The 18,657-nt window shown below is 76.9% G+C and carries 1 protein-coding gene; it reads right to left on the bottom strand.

Annotation, left to right across the window (positions count from 1 at the left end; all coding sequences use genetic code 11):
• Position 1 precedes the first annotated feature (1 nt).
• Complete coding sequence (locus tag AB0910_RS12580) at positions 2-18,607, bottom strand: non-ribosomal peptide synthase/polyketide synthase (protein WP_366744545.1); 18,606 nt, start codon at positions 18,605-18,607, stop codon at positions 2-4.
• Positions 18,608-18,657 lie beyond the last annotated feature (50 nt).

Here is an 18,657-nt window from a genome sequence, read left to right as displayed (position 1 = left end):
CTCACCGTTCGTCGTGGTCGGGGGCGCCGTACGCGGCGTCTTCGAGTTCGCTGAGCACCTGCTCCTCCACCTGTTCCGCCAGGGCGGCGACGGTGCGGGAGACGAGGATGTCGCGCGGGGTGAGGGACACCCCGAACAGGTCGTTGGCGCGGGAGGCGACCAGCAGGGCCCGCATCGAGTCGCCGCCGAGGAGGAAGTAGTCGTCCTCGGCGCCGACGGCCGTGTGCAGGGCCTCAGCCCAGATCGCCGCGAGCGCCTCCTCCGTGGGGGTGCGGGGCGCCACGCGCACCGCGCGGTCCGCCGCGCGCCCCGGTACGGGGGCTGGCAGGGCGGCCCGGTCGGTCTTGCCGTTCTCGGTGAGGGGGAAGCGGTCGAGGGCGACGAACGCCGAGGGCACCATGTGTCCCGGCAGCACCGCGGCGGCGAGGGCCCGCAGCGCGGTGTCGTCGGGCGGCTCCGCGCCGGGGGCGGTGAGCAGGTGCGCGACGAGCAGGGGCGTGCCCGGCTCGTCCTCGCGCAGGCTCACCACCGCGTCGAGTACCGCGGGGTGGCGGGTCAGGGCGGCCTCGACCTCGCCGGCCTCGATCCGGTGGCCGCGCAGCTTGAGCTGGTGGTCGGTGCGGCCGAGGGAGCGCAGCTCGCCGCCGGCGTCGCGGCGCACCAGGTCGCCGGTGCGGTACATGCGGCTGCCGGGCGGCCCGTAGGGGTCGGCGGTGAAGCGGGCCGCGGTAAGACCCGCGCGGCCCAGATAGCCGCGGGCCAACCCGGGTCCGGTGAGCCAGAGTTCACCGGGCACGCCGTCGGGGACCGGGCGCAGCCTTGCGTCGAGCACGCGGGCGCCTGCGGCGGGCAGCGGCCTGCCGATGGGCGGGGCCGTGCCGTCGGGCACCAGCGGCGCCGACCAGGTGGCGACGACGGTCGCCTCGGTGGGTCCGTAGGAGTTGACCATGCGGTGGTGCGGGGCCCAGCGGGCGACCAGGTCGGCGCCGCACGCGTCGGCGCCGACGATCAGCGTCTTCAGGTCGGGCAGGGTCCCCGGCGTCCCGGGCGGCAGGGTGGCGAGCGCGGCGGGCGGCAGCAGGGTGTGGGTGATGCGCTCGGCGCGCAGCACCCGGGCGAGCCGGTCGCCGAGCAGCGGTCCCTGCTCGGGCACCACGAGGCGCGCGCCGTGCGGCAGGGACGCGCACAGTTCGAGCACGGAGGCGTCGAAGCTGGGGGTGGCGAAGGCCAGCACCCGGTCGCCCGCGGCCACCTGGTAGTGCTCGGCCTCCGCCGCGGCGAAGGCGGCGAGCCCGCGGTGGGTGACGACGACGCCCTTGGGGGTGCCGGTCGAGCCCGAGGTGTAGATGACGTACGCGGGGTCGTCCACGTCGAGCGGGCGCCCGCGGTCGGCGTCGGTCGGCCGGTGCTCAGGGGTGGTGCCCGGCGGCTCGGCGAGCAGCGCCGCGACCTCCTTGGCGTCCAGGGTGAGCGCGGGGGCGGCGTCGCGCAGCATGAGAGCGATCCGCTCGTCCGGGTAGGCGGGGTCGACGGGCAGGAAGGCGGCGCCCGCCTTGGTGACGGCGAGCTGGGCGAGCACCATGTCGAGGGAGCGCGGCAGTTCGAGCGCCACGATGTCCCCTGGTCCGGCGCCGCGGGCGATCAGCCGGTGGGCGAGGCGGTTGGCGTGCGCCTCCGCCTCCGCGAAGGTCAGCAGCCTGTCCTGGTCGCCGAGCGCGGGCGCGTGAGGTGTGCGGTCCACGGCCGCCTCGACGAGCGCGGGCAGGGTCGTGGGGGGTACGGGCACCTGCCGCGGCCTGACCTGGCCGCGCAGCAGCCGGGCCCGCTCCCCCGGCGGCAGTGTGTCGAGGTCGTCGAGGCGTGTGGCGGTGTCGGCCGCGGCCAGCGCCGACAGGGTGTGCAGCAGCTGCCCGGCGAGGGAGCGCGCGGTGGCCGCGTCGAAGTGGCGCGGGTCGTAGCCGAGTTCGACGGCGAGCCGGTCGCCGGGCGAGACGACGGCGGTGAGCGGGTAGTTGGTGGCCTCGCGAGCGTCCAGGTCGCTCACGGCCAGGCCGTGGGCGCCCGCGGTGGCGTCCCCGACCGGGTAGTTCTCGAACACCACCAGGCTGTCGAACATCGGTGTGCCGTGCGGCAGCCGGGTCAGGCCGTGCAGTTCGCCGAGCGGCAGGTGGTCGAAGCGGCGGTCCTCCGCGCGTGCCTCCTGGAAGGCGCGCAGCCAGGCGGCGGCGGGCGCGGCGCCGTCGACCCCGGCGCGTGCGGGCAGGGTCGTGATGAACAGGCCGGTGATGGTGTCGGCGCCCGGCAGTTCGGAGGGGCGCCCCGACACGGTCGTGCCGAAGCACACGTCCCTGGTGCCGCTCCAGCGGGAGAGCAGCAGCGCCCAGGCGCCCTGCACCACGGTGTTGAGGGTGAGCCGGTGCCTGCGGGCGAACTCCTGGAGCCGCGCGGTCTCCCGGGCGCTCAGCCGCTCGGAGAGCCAGGTGCCCGAGCGCGCCGTGGTGCCGGGGGCGGGCCTGCGGTCGTACGGCAGCGGGGTGGCGGCCGCCAGGTCGGCGAGCGCGGCGCGCCAGTACGCGCGGGCGCCCTCCTTGTCGCGGCCCGCGAGGTGGGCCGCGTAGTCGGCGAAGGGCCTGCGCTCGGACAGCAGGGGCCGCTCGCCGCGGCTGAGGGCGGCGTGTGCCGCGAGGACGTCCCCGAGCACGTGGAAGACGCTCCAGCCGTCGAGCAGCACGTGGTGGAAGGTCCACACGACGCGCACCGCCGCGGGTCCGACGCGGACCAGGGCGAGGCGCAGCAGCGGCGCGCTGCCGAGGTCGATGCCCCGGGCGCGCTCCGCCGCGAGGAGCCCTTCGAGCTCCGCGGCGCGGCGGTCCTCAGGCACCGCGCTCCAGTCGTGCCGGGTGACCGGCAGCGCCACGTCCCGGTGGACGGCCTGGAGGGGCACGGGCACGCCGCTCAGGACGAGGGCCGTGCGCAGGACGGGGGTGCGGTCGACGACGTGCTGCCAGGCCGCCGCGAGCGTCGCCGGGTCCTGCGCACCGTCGAGCACGAAGGTGATCTGCTCGATGTACAGGCCCGCCTCCGCCTCGTCCATGCCGTGCACGACAAGGCCGGTCTGGGTGGGCGTGAGCGGGTAGAGGTCCTGCACGTCGCGTCCGGTGCCCGCGATCCTGTCGACTGCGGCCTGGTCGAGCGGCGCGAGCGGGAAGTCGGAGGGGGTGCGGCCGCCCGCGCCCGGCTCGGCGCAGTGCCGTATCAGGGCGCGCAGTTCGTCCGCGAGGCCGGCGGCGAGCCGCTCGACGGTCTCGCGCCGGTGCAGGGCGCGGGAGTAGGACCAGGTGAACTCCAGCCTGCCGTCGGCGACCCGGCCCAGCACGTCGATGAGGTACGGCCGGGGGGCGGTGGGGTCCATGCCGCCGGCGAGCGCGCCGTGCGGGGCGTGCAGCAGGCCGCCCGGCGCCTGCCGCCAGTCCTGGTTGCCGAGGTGGTTGAAGCTGATCTCGGGCAGGCCGGGCAGGTCGCCGCAGGCTGCCGGACGGAGGTGGCGCAGGGCGCCGTAGCCGATGCCGCCGCCCGGCACGGCCCGCAGGTTCTCCTTGACGGCCTTGAGCACGGCGGCGGTCGGCGCGTCCCGCGGCACGTCGAGGGCGACGGGGTGGAGCGAGGTGAACCAGCCGACCGTGCGGGAGAGGTCGACGCCGTCGAAGAGGTCCTCGCGGCCGTGGCCCTCCAGCGCGACCGCGACCCTGTCCTGGCCGCTCCAGCGTGCCAGCACCCGGCCGAGCGCGTACAGCAGGACGTCGTTGGTCCTGGTGCGGTAGACGTCGGGGACCTCCCGCAGGAGCCGCCGGGTCTCCTCGGCGTCGAGGCCCGCGGTGACGGCCTCCTCGTCCGCCGCGGTGTTGGCGCCCCCCGGGTGGTCGACCGGCAGGGGGCCCGCGGCGCGCTGGGCGCGCCAGTGCCCGGCCTCGCCGTCGAAGCCGCCGGCCGCGGTGTGCCCGGCGAGCCGCTCGGCCCAGGCGCGGAAGGACGTGCTCTTGGCGCCGAGCACGGGGCGTTCGCCCGCGGCCAGGGCGCGGTAGGAGGCGTCCAGGTCCTCCAGCAGGATCCGCCAGGACACCGCGTCCACGACGAGGTGGTGGGCGGCGAGCAGCAGCACCGGCCGCCCCGCGCCGCCGTCCCGGCACAGCGCGGCCCGCAGCAGCGGCCCTTCGGCCAGGTCGAAGCCCCGGCCGAGCGCCGCGGCGAGACCGGGTCCCGGCGGCCCCTCGTGGCGCACGAGGTCCGGGGCTTCGCCGGGGGCGGTGCCGAACTGCCGCAGGGTGCCGTCGTGTTGTGTCTCGTACCGCATCCGCAGCGCGTCGTGCCGTTCCAGTACGGCGGCGAGCGCGGCGCGCAGCAGCTCCTCGTCGGTGCCGGGCGCCAGTTCGTAGGCGACGGTCTGGGTGAAGTCGGCGGGGTCGCCGCCGAGGGTGTCGAGCAGCCAGTGCTGTACGGGGGTGAGCGGGGCGTCGCCGGTCACGGGGCCCTGCTCGGCGGCGATCGGGGCGGCGGGCAACTCCTCTGCAGCTGCGGCGAGTTCGGCGAGGGTCTGGTGGGTGAACAGGTGGCGCGGGTTGAGCGCGAGCCCGGCCCTGCGGGCCGCGGAGACGATCCTGATGCCGAGCACGGAGTCGCCGCCGAGCGCGAAGTAGTTGTCGTCGGCGCCGACCTCGGGCAGGCCGAGCACGTCGCGCCAGATCGCGGCGAGGGTGTGCTCGGTCGCGGTGGCGGGCGCGCGTCCGGTGCCGCCGCCCGCCGCCCATACGGGCTCGGGCAGGGCCTTGCGGTCCAGCTTGCCGGTGGCGCCGAGCGGGAGTTCGCCGAGCGGCACCACGAGCGCGGGCACCAGGTGGCCCGGCAGGCTCCCGGCGAGGAACGAGCGCAGCTCCTCCGGGTCCGGCAGGCGCTCCCCCGCCGGCACCGCGTAGCCGACGAGGCGGCGGTGCCCCTCGTGCTCGACCACCCGGGCGGCGGCCGCCGCGACCGCGGGGTGGCGGGCGAGCGCCGCCTCCACCTCGCCCGGCTCGATGCGGAAGCCGCGCACCTTGACCTGGTCGTCGGCCCTGCCGAGGTAGACGAGGTCGCCCTCGGTGCTCCAGCGTGCCAGGTCGCCCGTGCGGTACATCCGGCCGCCGGGCTCCCCGAACGGGTCGGGCAGGAAGCGGGACGCGGTGAGACCCGGGCGGCGCAGATAGCCGCGGGCGATCCCGGTCCCCGCGAGGAACAGCTCGCCGGGCGCGCCCGCGGGCACCGGGCGCATGCGCGCGTCGAGCACGTACGCGCGAGCGCCGCCGGCCGGCCTGCCGATCGGCGGGTCGCGGTCGGGGTCCTGGGGGTCGCAGGTGAAGGCGGTGGCGTAGACGGTGGCCTCGGTGGGCCCGTAGATGTTGTGCACGGTGCAGCCGGGCACCGCGTCGCGCACCTGCCGTACGGTCCGTGCCGGCAGCCCCTCCCCCGCGAGCACGACGGTGTCCGCGCGCACCTGGACGGTGTCCTCGGACAGCAGCCTGCCGAGGGCGGAGGGCACCGCGCTGAGCAGGCCGGCCCGCCACGGGCCAGGACGCTCGGCCAGGGCGAGCAGGTCGCGCACGAGCTCGACGCAGCCGCCCGCGAGGAGCGGCGCGAGGATCTCGAAGACGGACACGTCGAAGTTGAGCGACGTGGACGCCACCACGTGGGCGAGGCCGCGGCCGGTGAACTCGGCGGCCGCCCAGTCGGTCAGGGCGAGCACCGAGCCGTGCGCGACGACGACCCCCTTGGGGCGGCCCGTCGAGCCCGACGTGTGGATGACGTAGGCGGGATGGCCGGGCAGCAGCGGGCCGAGCCGCTCGGCGTCGGCGACCGGCTCGGCCGACGCGGCCGCGAGCCGCGGCGCGCAGTCCGGGTCGTCGAGCACGATCCTGGTGTACGGCCCCTCGGGCAGCCGGGCCGCCGTGGCGGTGTCGGTGACGACGGCGTGCGGGCGCACGTCGTCGAAGAGGAACGCGACGCGCTCGGCGGGGTGGCCGGGGTCGACCGGCAGATAGGCCGCGCCGGACGCGAGGACCGCGAGCAGCGCAGCGACCAGGTCTGCGGTGCGCGGCAGGGCGAGGGCGACATACCGCTCGGGGCCCGCGCCCGCGGCGATCAGGAGCCGGGCGAGCCGGGCGGCGCGCGCGCCGAGCCCGCCGTAGGTGAGCAGCTCGTCGCCGCACCGCACGGCGGGCGCGTCAGGCGTCAGCGCGGCCTGGCGGGCGAACGCGTCGGGCAGGGTGCCGCGCGGCACGGGCACGCGGGCGCCGCAGAACCGGTCGAGCAGGGCGCGGCCCGCCGCCGGGTCGGTGAGGGGCAGCTCGGCGAGGGTGGCGCCCGGCGCGGCGGCCATCGCCGCCAGCAGGGTGCGCAGGCTCTCGCCGAGGCCCTCGACGGTCGGCGCGTCGAAGGCCGCCGGGTCGTAGTCGAGGCTGACGTCGAGGGTGTCGCCGGGCGCGACGACCACGCTCAGCGGGTAGTTGGTGGGCTCCAGGTCGCGCTCCTGCTCCATGGCGAGGCCGTGGCGGGCGAGCGCGCCCTCGTCGAAGGGGTAGTTCTCGAAGACGACGATGGAGTCGAAGAGGCCGGTGCCGCCCGGCACCTCGCTCCAGGTCTGGAGCTGGGCCAGGGAGACGGAGTCGTGGCGCCTGGCCTCGGACTGGGCCGTCTGCAGCTCGCGCAGCCAGTCGAGCAGGGGGCGCCGCCCCTCGATCCTCGCCCGGGTCGGCAGGGTGTTGATGAACAGGCCCACCATCGAGGTGACGCCCGGCAGTTCGGCGGGCCGCCCGGAGACGGTGGTGCCGAACACCACGTCGTCCCCGCCGCCGTAGCGCGACAGCAGGAGCGCCCAGGCGCCCTGGAGGACGGTGTTGAGGGTGAGCCCCGCCCGCTGTGCGGTCTCCCGCAGCCGCGCCGACACGTCGGCGCCCAGCCGCACCCGGACCGTGCCGGACGAGGAGCTGCGGTGGGCGTCGGGGGAGCGCCGGTCGCGCGGCAGCTCCGTCGGGGCGCGGAAGCCCGCGAGCACGGCGCGCCAGTACTGCTCGGCCTTCGCGGTGTCCTGGCGGGCGAGCCAGGCGAGGTAGTCGGCGAACGGCCGCCGGTCCTGCACGCGCGGCGGGCGTCCCGCGGCCGCCGCCGCGTACCGCTCGCAGACCTCGTCGAAGACCTGGGCGGCGCTCCAGCCGTCGAGCAGCAGGTGGTGGAAGGTCCACACCAGGCGGACGCGCCCCGGTGCGAGCCGGATCAGGGTGAGGCGCATCAGCGGCGCGGCCGCGAGGTCGATGCCCGCCCTGCGGTCCGCGTCGATCAGCCGGTCGAGGTCGGCGGCGCAATCCTGCGCGGGCCTGCCGGTCCAGTCGTGGTGCGCGACGGGCACGGCGGCGTGGTGCCGTACGACCTGGAGGGGTTCCGCGCCCTCCTGCCAGGCCGGGTGGGAGCGGAGCACCGGGTTGGCGTCGACGGTGTGCTGCCACGCCTCGGCGAGGACGCGGGGGTCGTCGACGCCGGTGAGCACGAGCTGCACCTGGTTGACGTAGGCGCGCCCGTCCGGGTCGAGCAGGCTGTGGAAGAGCATGCCCGACTGCATCGGGGTGAGCGGCAGGATGTCGGCGACGCCGCGCCCCTCGCCTGCGAGCCGGTCCACCGCGGCCTGGTCGAGGCGGGCGAGCGGGAAGTCGGAGGGGGTGCGGCCGCCCGCGCCCGGCTCGGCGCAGTGGGCGAGGATGCCTTCGAGCGCGCGCAGCATCGCCTCGGCGAGCCCGGCGACGGTGGCGCGCAGGTGGCGGGCGCTGCTGTAGTGCCAGCTGATCTCCAGGCGCCCGTCCTCGACCCTGGCGACCACGTCGAGCAGGTGGGCGCGCTCGGTGCCCGGCGCCTCGGCGCCGCCGAGGCCGCCAGGCACCCGGCGGATCAGGGCGCCGCCGTCCGCCGTCCAGTCGAACCTGCCGAGGTAGTTGAAGCTGATGCCGGGCATCGGAGCGGCGGCGAGCAGCGGGTCGCGTGCGAGGTGGCGCAGCGCGCCGTGGCCGATGCCCCGGTCGGGCACCGCGCGCAGCTGCTCCTTGACCGACTTCAGGGCGCCGCCCCAGTCCCCCGCGGGGACGTGCAGGGCGAGCGGGTGGAGCGTGGTGAACCAGCCGACGGTGCGGGACAGGTCGACGTCCTCGAACAACTGGTCCTCGCGGCCGTGCCCTTCGAGTCCCACGGCGACGGTGTCGCGCCCCGTCCAGTCGGCGAGCACCCGGCCGAGCGCGGTCAGCAGGACGTCGTCGACCCGGGTGCGGTAGACGGCGGGCACCCGGCGGAGCAGGTCGTCGGTGTGCTCGCGGCCGAGCCGTACGGTGACCTCCCTGACGTCCGCGGTGACATTGTCGCCTGCACAGTCCTCGGGCAGCGGCCGTGCGCAGTGCTCGGCGACCCGCGCCCAGTGGGCGAGCTGCCCGGAGAAGCCGCCGCTCCCGGTGTGTTCCGCCAGGCGCTCGGCCCAGGCGCGCACCGAGGTGGTGCGGGCCGGCAGGCGTACGGGCGCTCCCGCGGCGGCCTGCCGGTAGGCGGTCTCCAGGTCTTCGAGCAGGATCCGCCAGGAGACGCCGTCGACGACCAGGTGGTGGGCGACCAGCAGCAGCCGCGCCGCGCCGCCGCCGGTGAACAGCCGTGCGGCGAACAGCGGTCCTGTGTCCAGCCGGAACCCGGCGTGCGCCGCCTCGGTGGCGTCCTCCTCGGCGCGCCGGGCCGCCGCGGCGTCGAGGCCGTCGAGCGGGCACACCTGGAGCAGTGCGGGGGCGGGCCCCCCTGCGTCCTCGACCTCCTGGCGCCAGGTGCCGTCCTGCGCCGCGGTGAACCGGGCGCGCAGGGCGTCGTGGTGGCTCCACAGGGCGGCGAGGGCGCGGCGCAGCGCGCCGGGGTCCGGGTCGCCCGCCGTCTCCACCACGACCGACTGGTTGAAGAACTCGGGGCGGCGCGGCCCCGGGTCGAGGAACCAGTGCTGGATCGGGGTGAGGGGCACCGCGCCGTGCACGGGCCCGGTGCCGGCGACGGCAGCGGCGGTGCCCGCGGCCTCGGCGAGCCTGGCCACGGTGGGGTGGCGGAACAGGTCGCGCGGGGTGAGGGCGAGGCCCGCGGCACGGGCCCGCGAGACGACCTGGATGCTGAGGATCGAGTCGCCGCCGAGCATGAAGAAGTTGTCGTCCGCGCCGACCCGCTCGACGCCGAGCAGGTCGGCCCAGATCGCGGCGAGGGCCAGCTCGGCCGGGGTGCTGGGGGCGCGGTGGGGGCCCTCGCCGCCCGCCGACCAGTCGGGCTCGGGCAGCCGCCGCCTCTCGACCTTGCCGTTGGCGGTGAGCGGCAGCTCGGGCACGGTGACGAACGCGCCGGGCACCAGGTAGTCGGGCAGGTCGGCGGCGAGGTGGGCGCGCAGTTCCGACGCGGTGGGCGCGGTCGCGCCGCCTGCCGGGACGAGGTGGGCGGCGAGCCGGGTGCGCCCGCCGGTCCGGTACGCGGAGACGACGGCCTCGGCGACAGCGGGGTGCGCGGTCAGCCGCGCCTCGATCTCGGCGGGCTCGACCCGGAAGCCGCGGATCTTGATCTGGTCGTCGGCGCGGCCCACGAAGTGGAGTTCGCCGTCCGCGCTCCAGCGCACGATGTCGCCCGTGCGGTACATGCGCGCTCCGGGCGGCCCGTAGGGATCGGCGAGGTAGCGCGCGGCGGTGGCTCCGGGGCGGCCCGCGTAGCCGCGTGCGAGACCCGCGCCCGCGATGTACAACTCTCCAGGAACGCCTGGTGGTTGGGGCTGGAGGGCGCCGTCGAGCACATAGGCGCTCGTGTTGTCGAGGGGACGGCCGACGGGCAGCACGGCGGGCAGCGCGTCGCCCGCGGCGAAGGGCCGCCGGGTGGCGAAGGTGGTGGTCTCCGTGGGTCCGTAGCCGTCGACGACGGTCAGGCCGTGGCAGGCGTCGAGGACGCGCCGCACGACGGCGCCCGGCACGGCCTCGCCGCCGGTCCACACCTCGCGGGCGCCGCGCAGGCAGGCGGGGTCCTCCTGGGCGAGCAGCCGGAACAGGCCCGCCGTCAGCCAGAGATGGGTGACGCCCCGCGCGGTGATCGCGTGGCGGACCGCGGCGGCGTCCAGGTCCGACGGCGGTGCGAGCACGGCGGTGCCGCCGCGCAGCAGGGGCACCCACAGCTCGTAGGTAGCGGCGTCGAAGGCGTGCGGCGAGTGCACGAGCACCCGGTGGTGGCCCGTGAAGGCGCGGTCCCTGGCGAGCGCCGCCACGTCGCGCTGGCGCACCGCGACACCCTTGGGCGTGCCGGTGGAGCCCGAAGTGAACATCAGGTACTGGACGTTGTCGGGGTGTACGGCGCCCGTGCCGGATCCTGCGGTGCCCGTACGCGCGGCGCATGACGCACCGCCGTCCGCGCCCGGGACATCGGCGGCGGCGCTCGCGGCCGCGTCTCCCGCGCCGCCGTCCAGGCGCAGGACGCCGTCGCCCGGCAGCAGGCCCGCGGCCGTCTTCTCCCAGGCGCCGTCGGTGAGCAGCAGGTCGGCGCCCGCCTCGGCGAGCATCGTGCGCAGCCGCCCCCGGGGCGCCCGGCCGTCGAGCGGTACGTACACCCCGCCGGTGCGCACCAGCGCGAGCTGGGCGACCACCAGTTCGGCCGAGCGGTCCATCAGCACGCCGACCGGGCGCTCCGCGCGCACGCCGCGGGAGGCCAGCAGGTCGGCCAACACCGCTGCTCTCCTGTCGAGTTCGCGGTAGGTGAGGCGTTCTGCCCCGGCGTCGAGGGCGATCGCCTCCGGGGTGTCGCGCACCTGCGCGGCGAAGAGTCCCGCGACCGTGGCCTCGGGGAGGTCCGTGGCCGTGTCGTTCCAGCCGCGCAGCACCTGCTCGCGGCGGTCCGCGGTGAGCAGCGGCAGCCGGGCGGGCGCCGTGTCGGGCGCGGCGGCCAGCCGGGTGAGCAGCACGGCCAGGTACTCGACGAGCAGGCCCGCGGTCGCCGGATCGAACAGCTCCGGGTCGTAGCCGAGGCGCAGCGCCAGCTCCGTGCCCGGGTAGGCGACGAGGCCGAGCGGGTAGTTGGTGGTCTCGACGCCGTCGAGTTCGCTCAGGGCCAGGCCGTGCGCCGCGGCGAGATCGCCGTCGACGGGATAGTTCTCGAAGACGACGATGCTGTCGAACAGGGCCGCGCGCTCGGGGAGTTGGGTGAACGCCCGCAGGCGGTTCAGCGGCAGGTGGTCGTGGCGCCTGTCCTCGCTCTGGTCGCGCTGGAGCGCGCGCAGCCAGTCGACGAGGGTGCCGTCGGCGGGGACCGCGACCCGGGTGGGCAGGGTCGTGATGAACAGGCCGGTCATGGACTCGGCGCCGGCCAGCTCGGCGGGCCTGCCGGACACGGTCGTCCCGAACACCACCTCGTCCCTGCCCAACTGGCGGGCCAGCAGGATGGCCCAGGCGCCCTGGACGAGGGTGTTGAGGGTGATCCCCGAGGCGCGCGCGACCTCTTCGAGCGACCGGGTCACGGCCTCGGGGACGGTGGCGCGCACGGCCGCGGTGGACTCGGCGCGGTGGGCCTCGCGCGGCTCGCGGTCGTAGGGCAGCGGGGTGGTCTCGCCGAGCCCCGCGAGCCGCTGCCGCCAGTGCGTCTCGGCCTCGGCGCTGTCGCGCCCGTGCAGGTGGGCAAGGTAGTCGCGCCACGGCCGCCGCTCCGGCACGGCCCCCGCGCCGGCCCTGCCCGAGAGGGCGCCGTGGCGGGTGAACACGTCGGAGAGCACCTGGAAGAGGCTCCAGCCGTCGAGCAGCAGGTGGTGGAAGGACCACACGACGCGCACGGCGGTGTCCGAGACGCGGGCGAGCAGCAGCCGCTGGAGCGGGCCGCCCGCCAGGTCGAGCCCGGCCGCCCGGTCCTCGCGCAGCAGGGCGTCGAGCCGGTCGCGGGCCTCGGGTCCGGTCAGGCCGCGCCAGTCGAGCCCGGTGACGGGTACGGGCGCCGACCGCGCGACGACGAGCAGCGGCTGCGGCACGTCCTGCCAGACCACCCGGGAGCGCAGCACGGCCGTGGCGTCGGTGGTCTGCTGCCAGGCCGCGGCGAGCAGGCCGGGCTCCGGCACGCCGTCGAGGACGAAGGTCAGCTGCTGGAAGTAGGCGCCGCTGCCGTCGCCGGAGAGGCCGTGGAAGGCCATGCCCGCCTGCGTCGGCGTCAGCGGCAGGATGTCCTCGACCGCCCCCGGGTCGTCGCCCGCGACGCGGTCGACCGCCGCCTGGTCGAGCGGGACCAGCGGGAAGTCGGACGGGGTGCGGCCTGCGGCGCCCGGCCCCGCGGCGTACGCCGCGAGGTCGGCGAGCGCGTCGGCGTAGCGCCTCGCGAGGTCGGCGACGGTGGCCTCGCGGTGCACGCGGTCGGAGTAGAACCAGGTGAACTCCAGCGCGTCGCCGTCCAGTCGGCCCACGACCTCCAGGGCGTGCGGGCGGGTGGCCGCCGGGTCTGCGTCCAGTTCGAGCGGCCGGAACGTGCCGCGGTACAGCCCCGTCCCGTCCTCCTCCAGGTCCATCCTGCCCAGGTAGTTGAAGCTGAGCTGCGCGGCGGGCGCGGGTGCCGCGTGCTCCGCCGGTGCCAGGTACCGCAGGGCGTCGTGGCCGATGCCGTGCCGGGGCACGGCGCGCAGCCGCTCCTTGACCTGCTTGAGCACGGTGTCCCAGGGCGCCTGCCCGGGGACGGCGAGGACGACCGGGTGGCGGGTGGTGAACCAGCCGACGGTGCGGCTGATGTCGAGGTCGGGAAAGAGCTCCTCGCGGCCGTGGCCCTCGACGTCGACCACGACACGCTCGTGGCCGCTCCACGCGCACAGGGCGCGGCCGAGCGCGCCGAGCAGGACGTCGTTGGGGCGGGTGCGGTAGGTGTCGGGCAGGGTGCGCAGCAGGACAGCGGTGTCCTCGGCGCCCAGGCGCACGGTGACCGCGCGGGCGGAGCCGTAGGTGCCGGGGCCCGGGAGGTCGGCGGGCAGCGCCGCGGTGTCCTGCGGCACGGCGGCGGCCCAGTGGGCGCGCTCGTCGTCGAAGCCGCCCTCCGCGGTGTGCGCGGCGAGCCGCCCGGCCCACTGGCGCAGCGGCGACGACTTGGCGGGCAGCGCCGCCGCGCCGTCGGCCCCCGCGCTGCGGGCGCGGTAGGCGCGGTCCAGGTCGTCGAGGACGACCCGCCAGGACACACCGTCGACGACGAGGTGGTGCACGGCGAGGTGCAGCACGGGGGCCCGGCCCGCGCCCCTGTCGTGCAGCACGGCCCGCAGCAGCGGCCCGCGCGCCAGGTCGAAGGGGCCGAAGTGCGGGGTGTCGGTGTCGGGTCCTGTGTGCCGGGCCAGGGCGACCCGCTCGCCCGGCTGGGCGATGTGCCAGGCGGGCGGGGCGCCTTCGGCCGCGGTGAAGCGGGAGCGCAGGGCATCGTGGTGGGCGACGAGGTCGTTCAGGGCGGCTTCGAGCGCGGCGGTGTCGAGGTCGGAAGGCAGCAGCACGGAGAGCGCCTGCGCGAAGTGGGCGGCCCGCTCGGGGTCCGCCGCGAACAGCCAGTGCTGGATGGGCGTGAGCGGCGCCCGGCCGGTGGGCTCCACCGGCGCGCGGCCCGGGCGGCGCGCCCCGGCTGCGGCGTCCGCGCAGCGGGCGAGCGCGGCGACCGTCTGGTGCCGGTAGAGGTCGCGCGAGGTCACAGTCAGGCCCTCCTGCCTGGCCCGCGCCACCACCTGGATGCTGAGGATCGAGTCGCCGCCGAGCTCGAAGAAGTTGTCGTCCACGCCCACGCGTTCGACGCGCAGCACGTCGGCGAGCACGGCGGCGAGCAGCCGTTCCGTGGGGGTGCGCGGGGCGACGTGGCGCACCGCGCGCGGCGCGGGGCCCGGCAGCGGCAGCCTGCCCCGGTCGAGCTTGCCGTTGGGGCTGAGCGGCAGTTCGCCGAGGACCAGCACGGTCGCGGGGACCATGTAGTCGGGCAGTGTGCGGCCGAGGGCGCGGCGGGCGGCCTCGGGCTCCACCCGCTGCCCCGGCGCGGGGACCACGTATCCGGTCAGCCGCCGGTTGCCGTCGTCCTCGGTGACGGTGACCGCCGCCTCCGCCACCCCGGGGCAGTGCCGCAACGCCTCCTCCACCTCGCCGAGTTCGATGCGGAAGCCGCGCACCTTGACCTGCTGGTCGGTCCTGCCGACGTAGACGAGCTCACCGTCCGCGCTCCAGCGCGCCAGGTCGCCCGTGCGGTACATGCGTGCGCCCGGGGCGCCGAACGGGTCGGCGACGAACCGCCGGGCACTGAGCCCGGGGCGCCGCAGGTAGCCGCGGGCGAGCCCGCCGCCGCCGAGGTACAACTCCCCTGCCACGCCCGGCGGCTGGGGCCGCATCCGGCCGTCGAGCACATACGCGCGGGTGCGGGCGACGGGCCTGCCGATGGGCGGCGGCTGGTCGGGCAGCCGCTCGCCCGCGAACCAGGCGGTGGCGTACACGGTGGTCTCGGTGGGCCCGTAGATGTTGGCGATCGCGCAGCCGGGCAGTGCGGCCCGCAGGTCGTGCACGGTCTGCGCGGGCAGCGCCTCGCCCGCGAGGACGACGGTGTCGGCGGCCACGGGCGCCGCGCCCCCGGCGAACAGCCGGGACAGCACGGACGGCACCCCGCTGACCAGTCCTGCCCGCCGCTCCCCCGCCTCCGCGAGCGCGCCGGCGTCGGCGACCACCTCGACGGTGCCGCCGGACAGCAGGGGGCACAGCAGCTCGAACACCGAGACGTCGAAGTTGAGCGACGTGGAGGCGATCACCGGGCCCGTCCCCCGCCCGCCGAACCGCTCGCGCGTCCACGCGGCCAGCGCGGCGACGGTCCTGTGGGTGACCACCACGCCCTTGGGGCGCCCGGTCGAGCCCGAGGTGTAGATGACGTACGCCGGGTGGTCGGGCAGCAGCGGCCGCACCCGCTCGCCTGCGCCCTCTCCGGCCGCCGCGGGGAGCGCGGGGCCCGCGGGCGCGCCCGGCTCCCCGACGATCAGGGGTGCGCAGTCGGCGGGGAGCGCCGCGGCGGTCTCCGCGGTGGCCACGACCAGCGCGGGCCGCGCGTCGGACAGCATGAACCTGATGCGCTCGGCCGGGTAGTCCGGGTCCACGGGCAGGTATCCGGCGCCCGACTTCAGCACCGCCCACAGCACGACCGGCAGTTCGGCGGTGCGCGGCAGGCAGAGCGCCACCAGCGTCTCCGGCCCCGCGCCCCGGGCGACCAGTTCCCGCGCCAGCAGGCTCGCGCGGCGGTCGACCTCGGCGTAGTCGAGCCGCTGCGCGCCGTGGACGACGGCGGTGCGGCCCGGGGTGCGCGCGACCTGGGCACGGAACAGCTCCGGCAGGGTGGCCGCCTGCTCGCCTCCGGCGACCGGCGGGTTCCAGCGGTCCACCAGGGTGCGCTGCTCCTCTTCGGAGAGCATGGGCAGCTCGTCCAGGCTGCGTCCTGGCCCCTCGGCCATCGCGTCGAGCAGCCGGTGCAGGTGGCGGCTCATCCGCGCCACGGTCCGCTGCTCGAACAGGCCGGTGTTGTACTCGGCGGTCAGCACGCAGCCGCCCGCCGCGTCGGGGGTGAACTCGAAGACGAGGTCGAAGCGCGCGGCGGGCCGCGGCAGCGGGTGCTCGTCGAAGCGCACCCCGCCCGCCTCCTGCGCCCGCGTGGCGGTCTGCTGGACGACGAGTGCCTGCACGAGCGGGGTACGGCTCGGATCCCTCGGCGGTGCCAGCTCCTCGACCACGCGGTCGAACGGCACCGCGTCGTGCGCGAAGGCGTCGAGCAGCGTGGTGCGCATGCCCTCGACGAACCGGTCGACGCTGGCCCGCTCGTCCACCTCGGTGCGCAGCACCACAGTGTTGGCGAAGAAGCCCGCGACGTCCTCCAGGTCGCGCCGGTCGCGCCCGGTCGTGACGGTGCCGAACGCCACGTCGTGCTGGCCCGAGTAGCGCGCGAACAGCAGCGCGCAGGCCCCGGCGAGCACGGTGAACACGGTGGTGCCGCGCCCGGTGGCGAGCGTGCGCAGCCCGTCCATCAGGGCGGGCGGCAGCGCGTGGCGGTGCCCGGCGCCCGCCGTGGTGCGCACGGCGGGCCGCGGCCGGTCCGTGGGCAGTTCGAGCTGCTGGAGCCCGTCCAGGTGCCTGCGCCAGTAGCGCAGGTGCCCGGTGTCCGCGTCCGAGACGTGCCGCCGCTGCTCCCAGGCGGCGAAGTCCGGGTACTGCACGGCGGGCCGCGCGAGGCCCGAGGGCTCCCCGGTGGCCTCCGCCCGGTAGAGCGCGGCCAGTTCGCGGGTGAGGACGCCCGTGGTCCAGCCGTCGGTGACGATGTGGTGCTGGGCGAGCAGCAGCACCCGGTCCGCGTCGCCGAGCAGGACCAGCAGGGCGCGGGTGAGGGGCCCGGCCGTCAGGTCGTACGGCCTGCCGAGTTCCCCGGTCAGCAGCCGCTCGGCGGCCTCCTCCCTGCGGTCGGCGGGCAGGTGGGTGAGGTCGGCGGTGCGCAGCGGCAGTTCGGGTTCCACCGCGACGTACTGGAGGCCCTGGCCCTCGACGGTGCGGAACGTGGTGCGCAGCGCGTCGTGCCGGGCGGCGAGGCCGCGCAGGGCGCGCCGCAGCGCTTCGGTGTCGAGGGGGCCGCGCAGCCGCAGCGCGAGCCCGGTGTTGTACTCGGCGCCGCCCCCGGTGAGGTCGTCGAGGAACCACAGCCGCCGCTGGGCGCCGGACAGCGGCAGGCCGCCGGTGCGGGGGGCCGCGGGGATCGGCTCGGGGGGCGCGGCCGCCGCGGTGTCGCCGACGAGAGGCGCGAGGGCCTCGACGGTGCGGGCGGTGAAGAGGTCCCTGACGGTGAGGTGCGCGCCCAGCTCCTCGCGGGTCCGCGAGAGAGCGCGGGCTGCGAGGATCGAGTCGCCGCCCAGGTCGAGGAAGTCGTCCCGTACGCCGACCTCTTCGACGCCGAGCACGTCGGCCCAGATCGCGGCGAGCGTCGCCTCCTGCGGGGTGCGCGGCGCCAACCGGGCTGCGGGGTCGGCCTGTTCGGGTTTGGGCAGGGCGTCGCGGTCGGTCTTGTTCTGCGCGGTGAGCGGCATCCGGTCCAGGACGACCACGGCCGAGGGCACCAGATGGGCCGGGAGCACGGCGGCCAGGGCCGCGCGCAGCGACGCCCGGTCGGGCGGCGCGCCGGGGTCCGCCGGGGTGGCGTAGCCGACGAGGCGCGGCCGGCCCGGCTCGTCCTCGCGCACCACCACCACGGCCTCGGCGACCCGCGGATCCCGGCTCAGGGCGGCCTCGACCTCCCCGGGCTCGACGCGGAAGCCGCGGATCTTCACCTGCCGGTCGAGCCGCCCCAGGTAGTCGAGTTCGCCGTCGGGCCGCAGCCGCACCCGGTCGCCGGTGCAGTACAGACGGGCCCCCGCGTGGCCGAAGGGGTCGGCGACGAACCGGGCCGCGGTCAGGCCGGGCCGCCGCAGGTAGCCGCGGGCCACGCCGTCGCCGCCGATGAACAACTCGCCCTCCCCGCCCGGCGGTACGGGCCGCATCGCGGCGTCGAGTACATGGACCCGGGTGTGCGGGAGGGCCGCGCCGATCGTCGGCGTGCCGCGCCCTGCGACGAGCGGCGGGGTCCAGGTGGCGACGATGGTGGCCTCGGTGGGGCCGTACGAGTTGATCATGCGGCGGTCCGGCGCCCACCGGTCGACCAGGTGCGGCGGGCACGCCTCGGCGCCCACGATCAGCGTGCGCAGCGAGCGCCCCGCGCCCCGGGCAGGGTCCGGCAAAGTGGCCAGCGCGGCGGGCGGGATGAGGGTGTGGGTGATGCGGTGCTCGTCGAGGACGGCGGCGAGTTCGTCGCCGAGCCAGGGGCCTTCGGGCGGGACGACGAGCGTGGCGCCCGACAACACGGACGCGCACAGTTCGAGCACGGAGGCGTCGAAGCTGGGCGAGGAGAACTGGAGGACCCGGTCGCCGGGCCCCACGGCGTACCGCTCGGCGGCGGCCGCCGCGAACCCGCTGATGCCGCGGTGGGTGACGGCCACGCCCTTCGGCGTGCCGGTCGACCCCGAGGTGTAGATCACGTACGCCGTCCCGTCGGGGCCCGCGCCCCGCGCCGCGCCCTCCGGCGGCGGCGCGCCGTCCCCGCTCTCCAGCAGGGCGCGGACCGCCCCGGGGTCGTCGAGCGTCACCGCGGGCGCCGCGTCGGCGAGCATCAGCTCCCTGCGCCCTGCGGGATACGCCGGATCGACCGGGAGGAACGCGGCGCCCGCGCGCGCCACGGCGAGCTCGGCCGCGACCAGCTCCATGGAGCGCGGCAGGACCAGCGCGACCACCCGGTCGGGTCCGGCGCCTGCGCGGGCCAGGTGCCCGGCCAACCGGTCTGCCCGGTCCGCGAGTTCGCGGTAGCTCCAGGTGCGGGCGCCGTCGGTGAGCGCGGGGGCGTGCGGGGCCTCGGCCACCCGGGCCGCGAAGAGTTCGCCGAGCGCGGGGTGCGCGGCCGCGGTGTCACCGCCCCCGGGCAGCGGGGTCGCCGGCGCGGGCTTCTCGTACGGGTCCTTCATGGGTCCAGTCCTTAGGGCGGGCGCGGGTACGGCGCGGGTGGGGGCGAGCG

Origin of the sequence: Streptomyces sp. NPDC047002 (assembly GCF_040704505.1) — a bacterium.
Lineage (GTDB): Bacteria > Actinomycetota > Actinomycetes > Streptomycetales > Streptomycetaceae > Streptomyces.
This window is presented reverse-complemented; position numbering and strand designations above follow the sequence as displayed.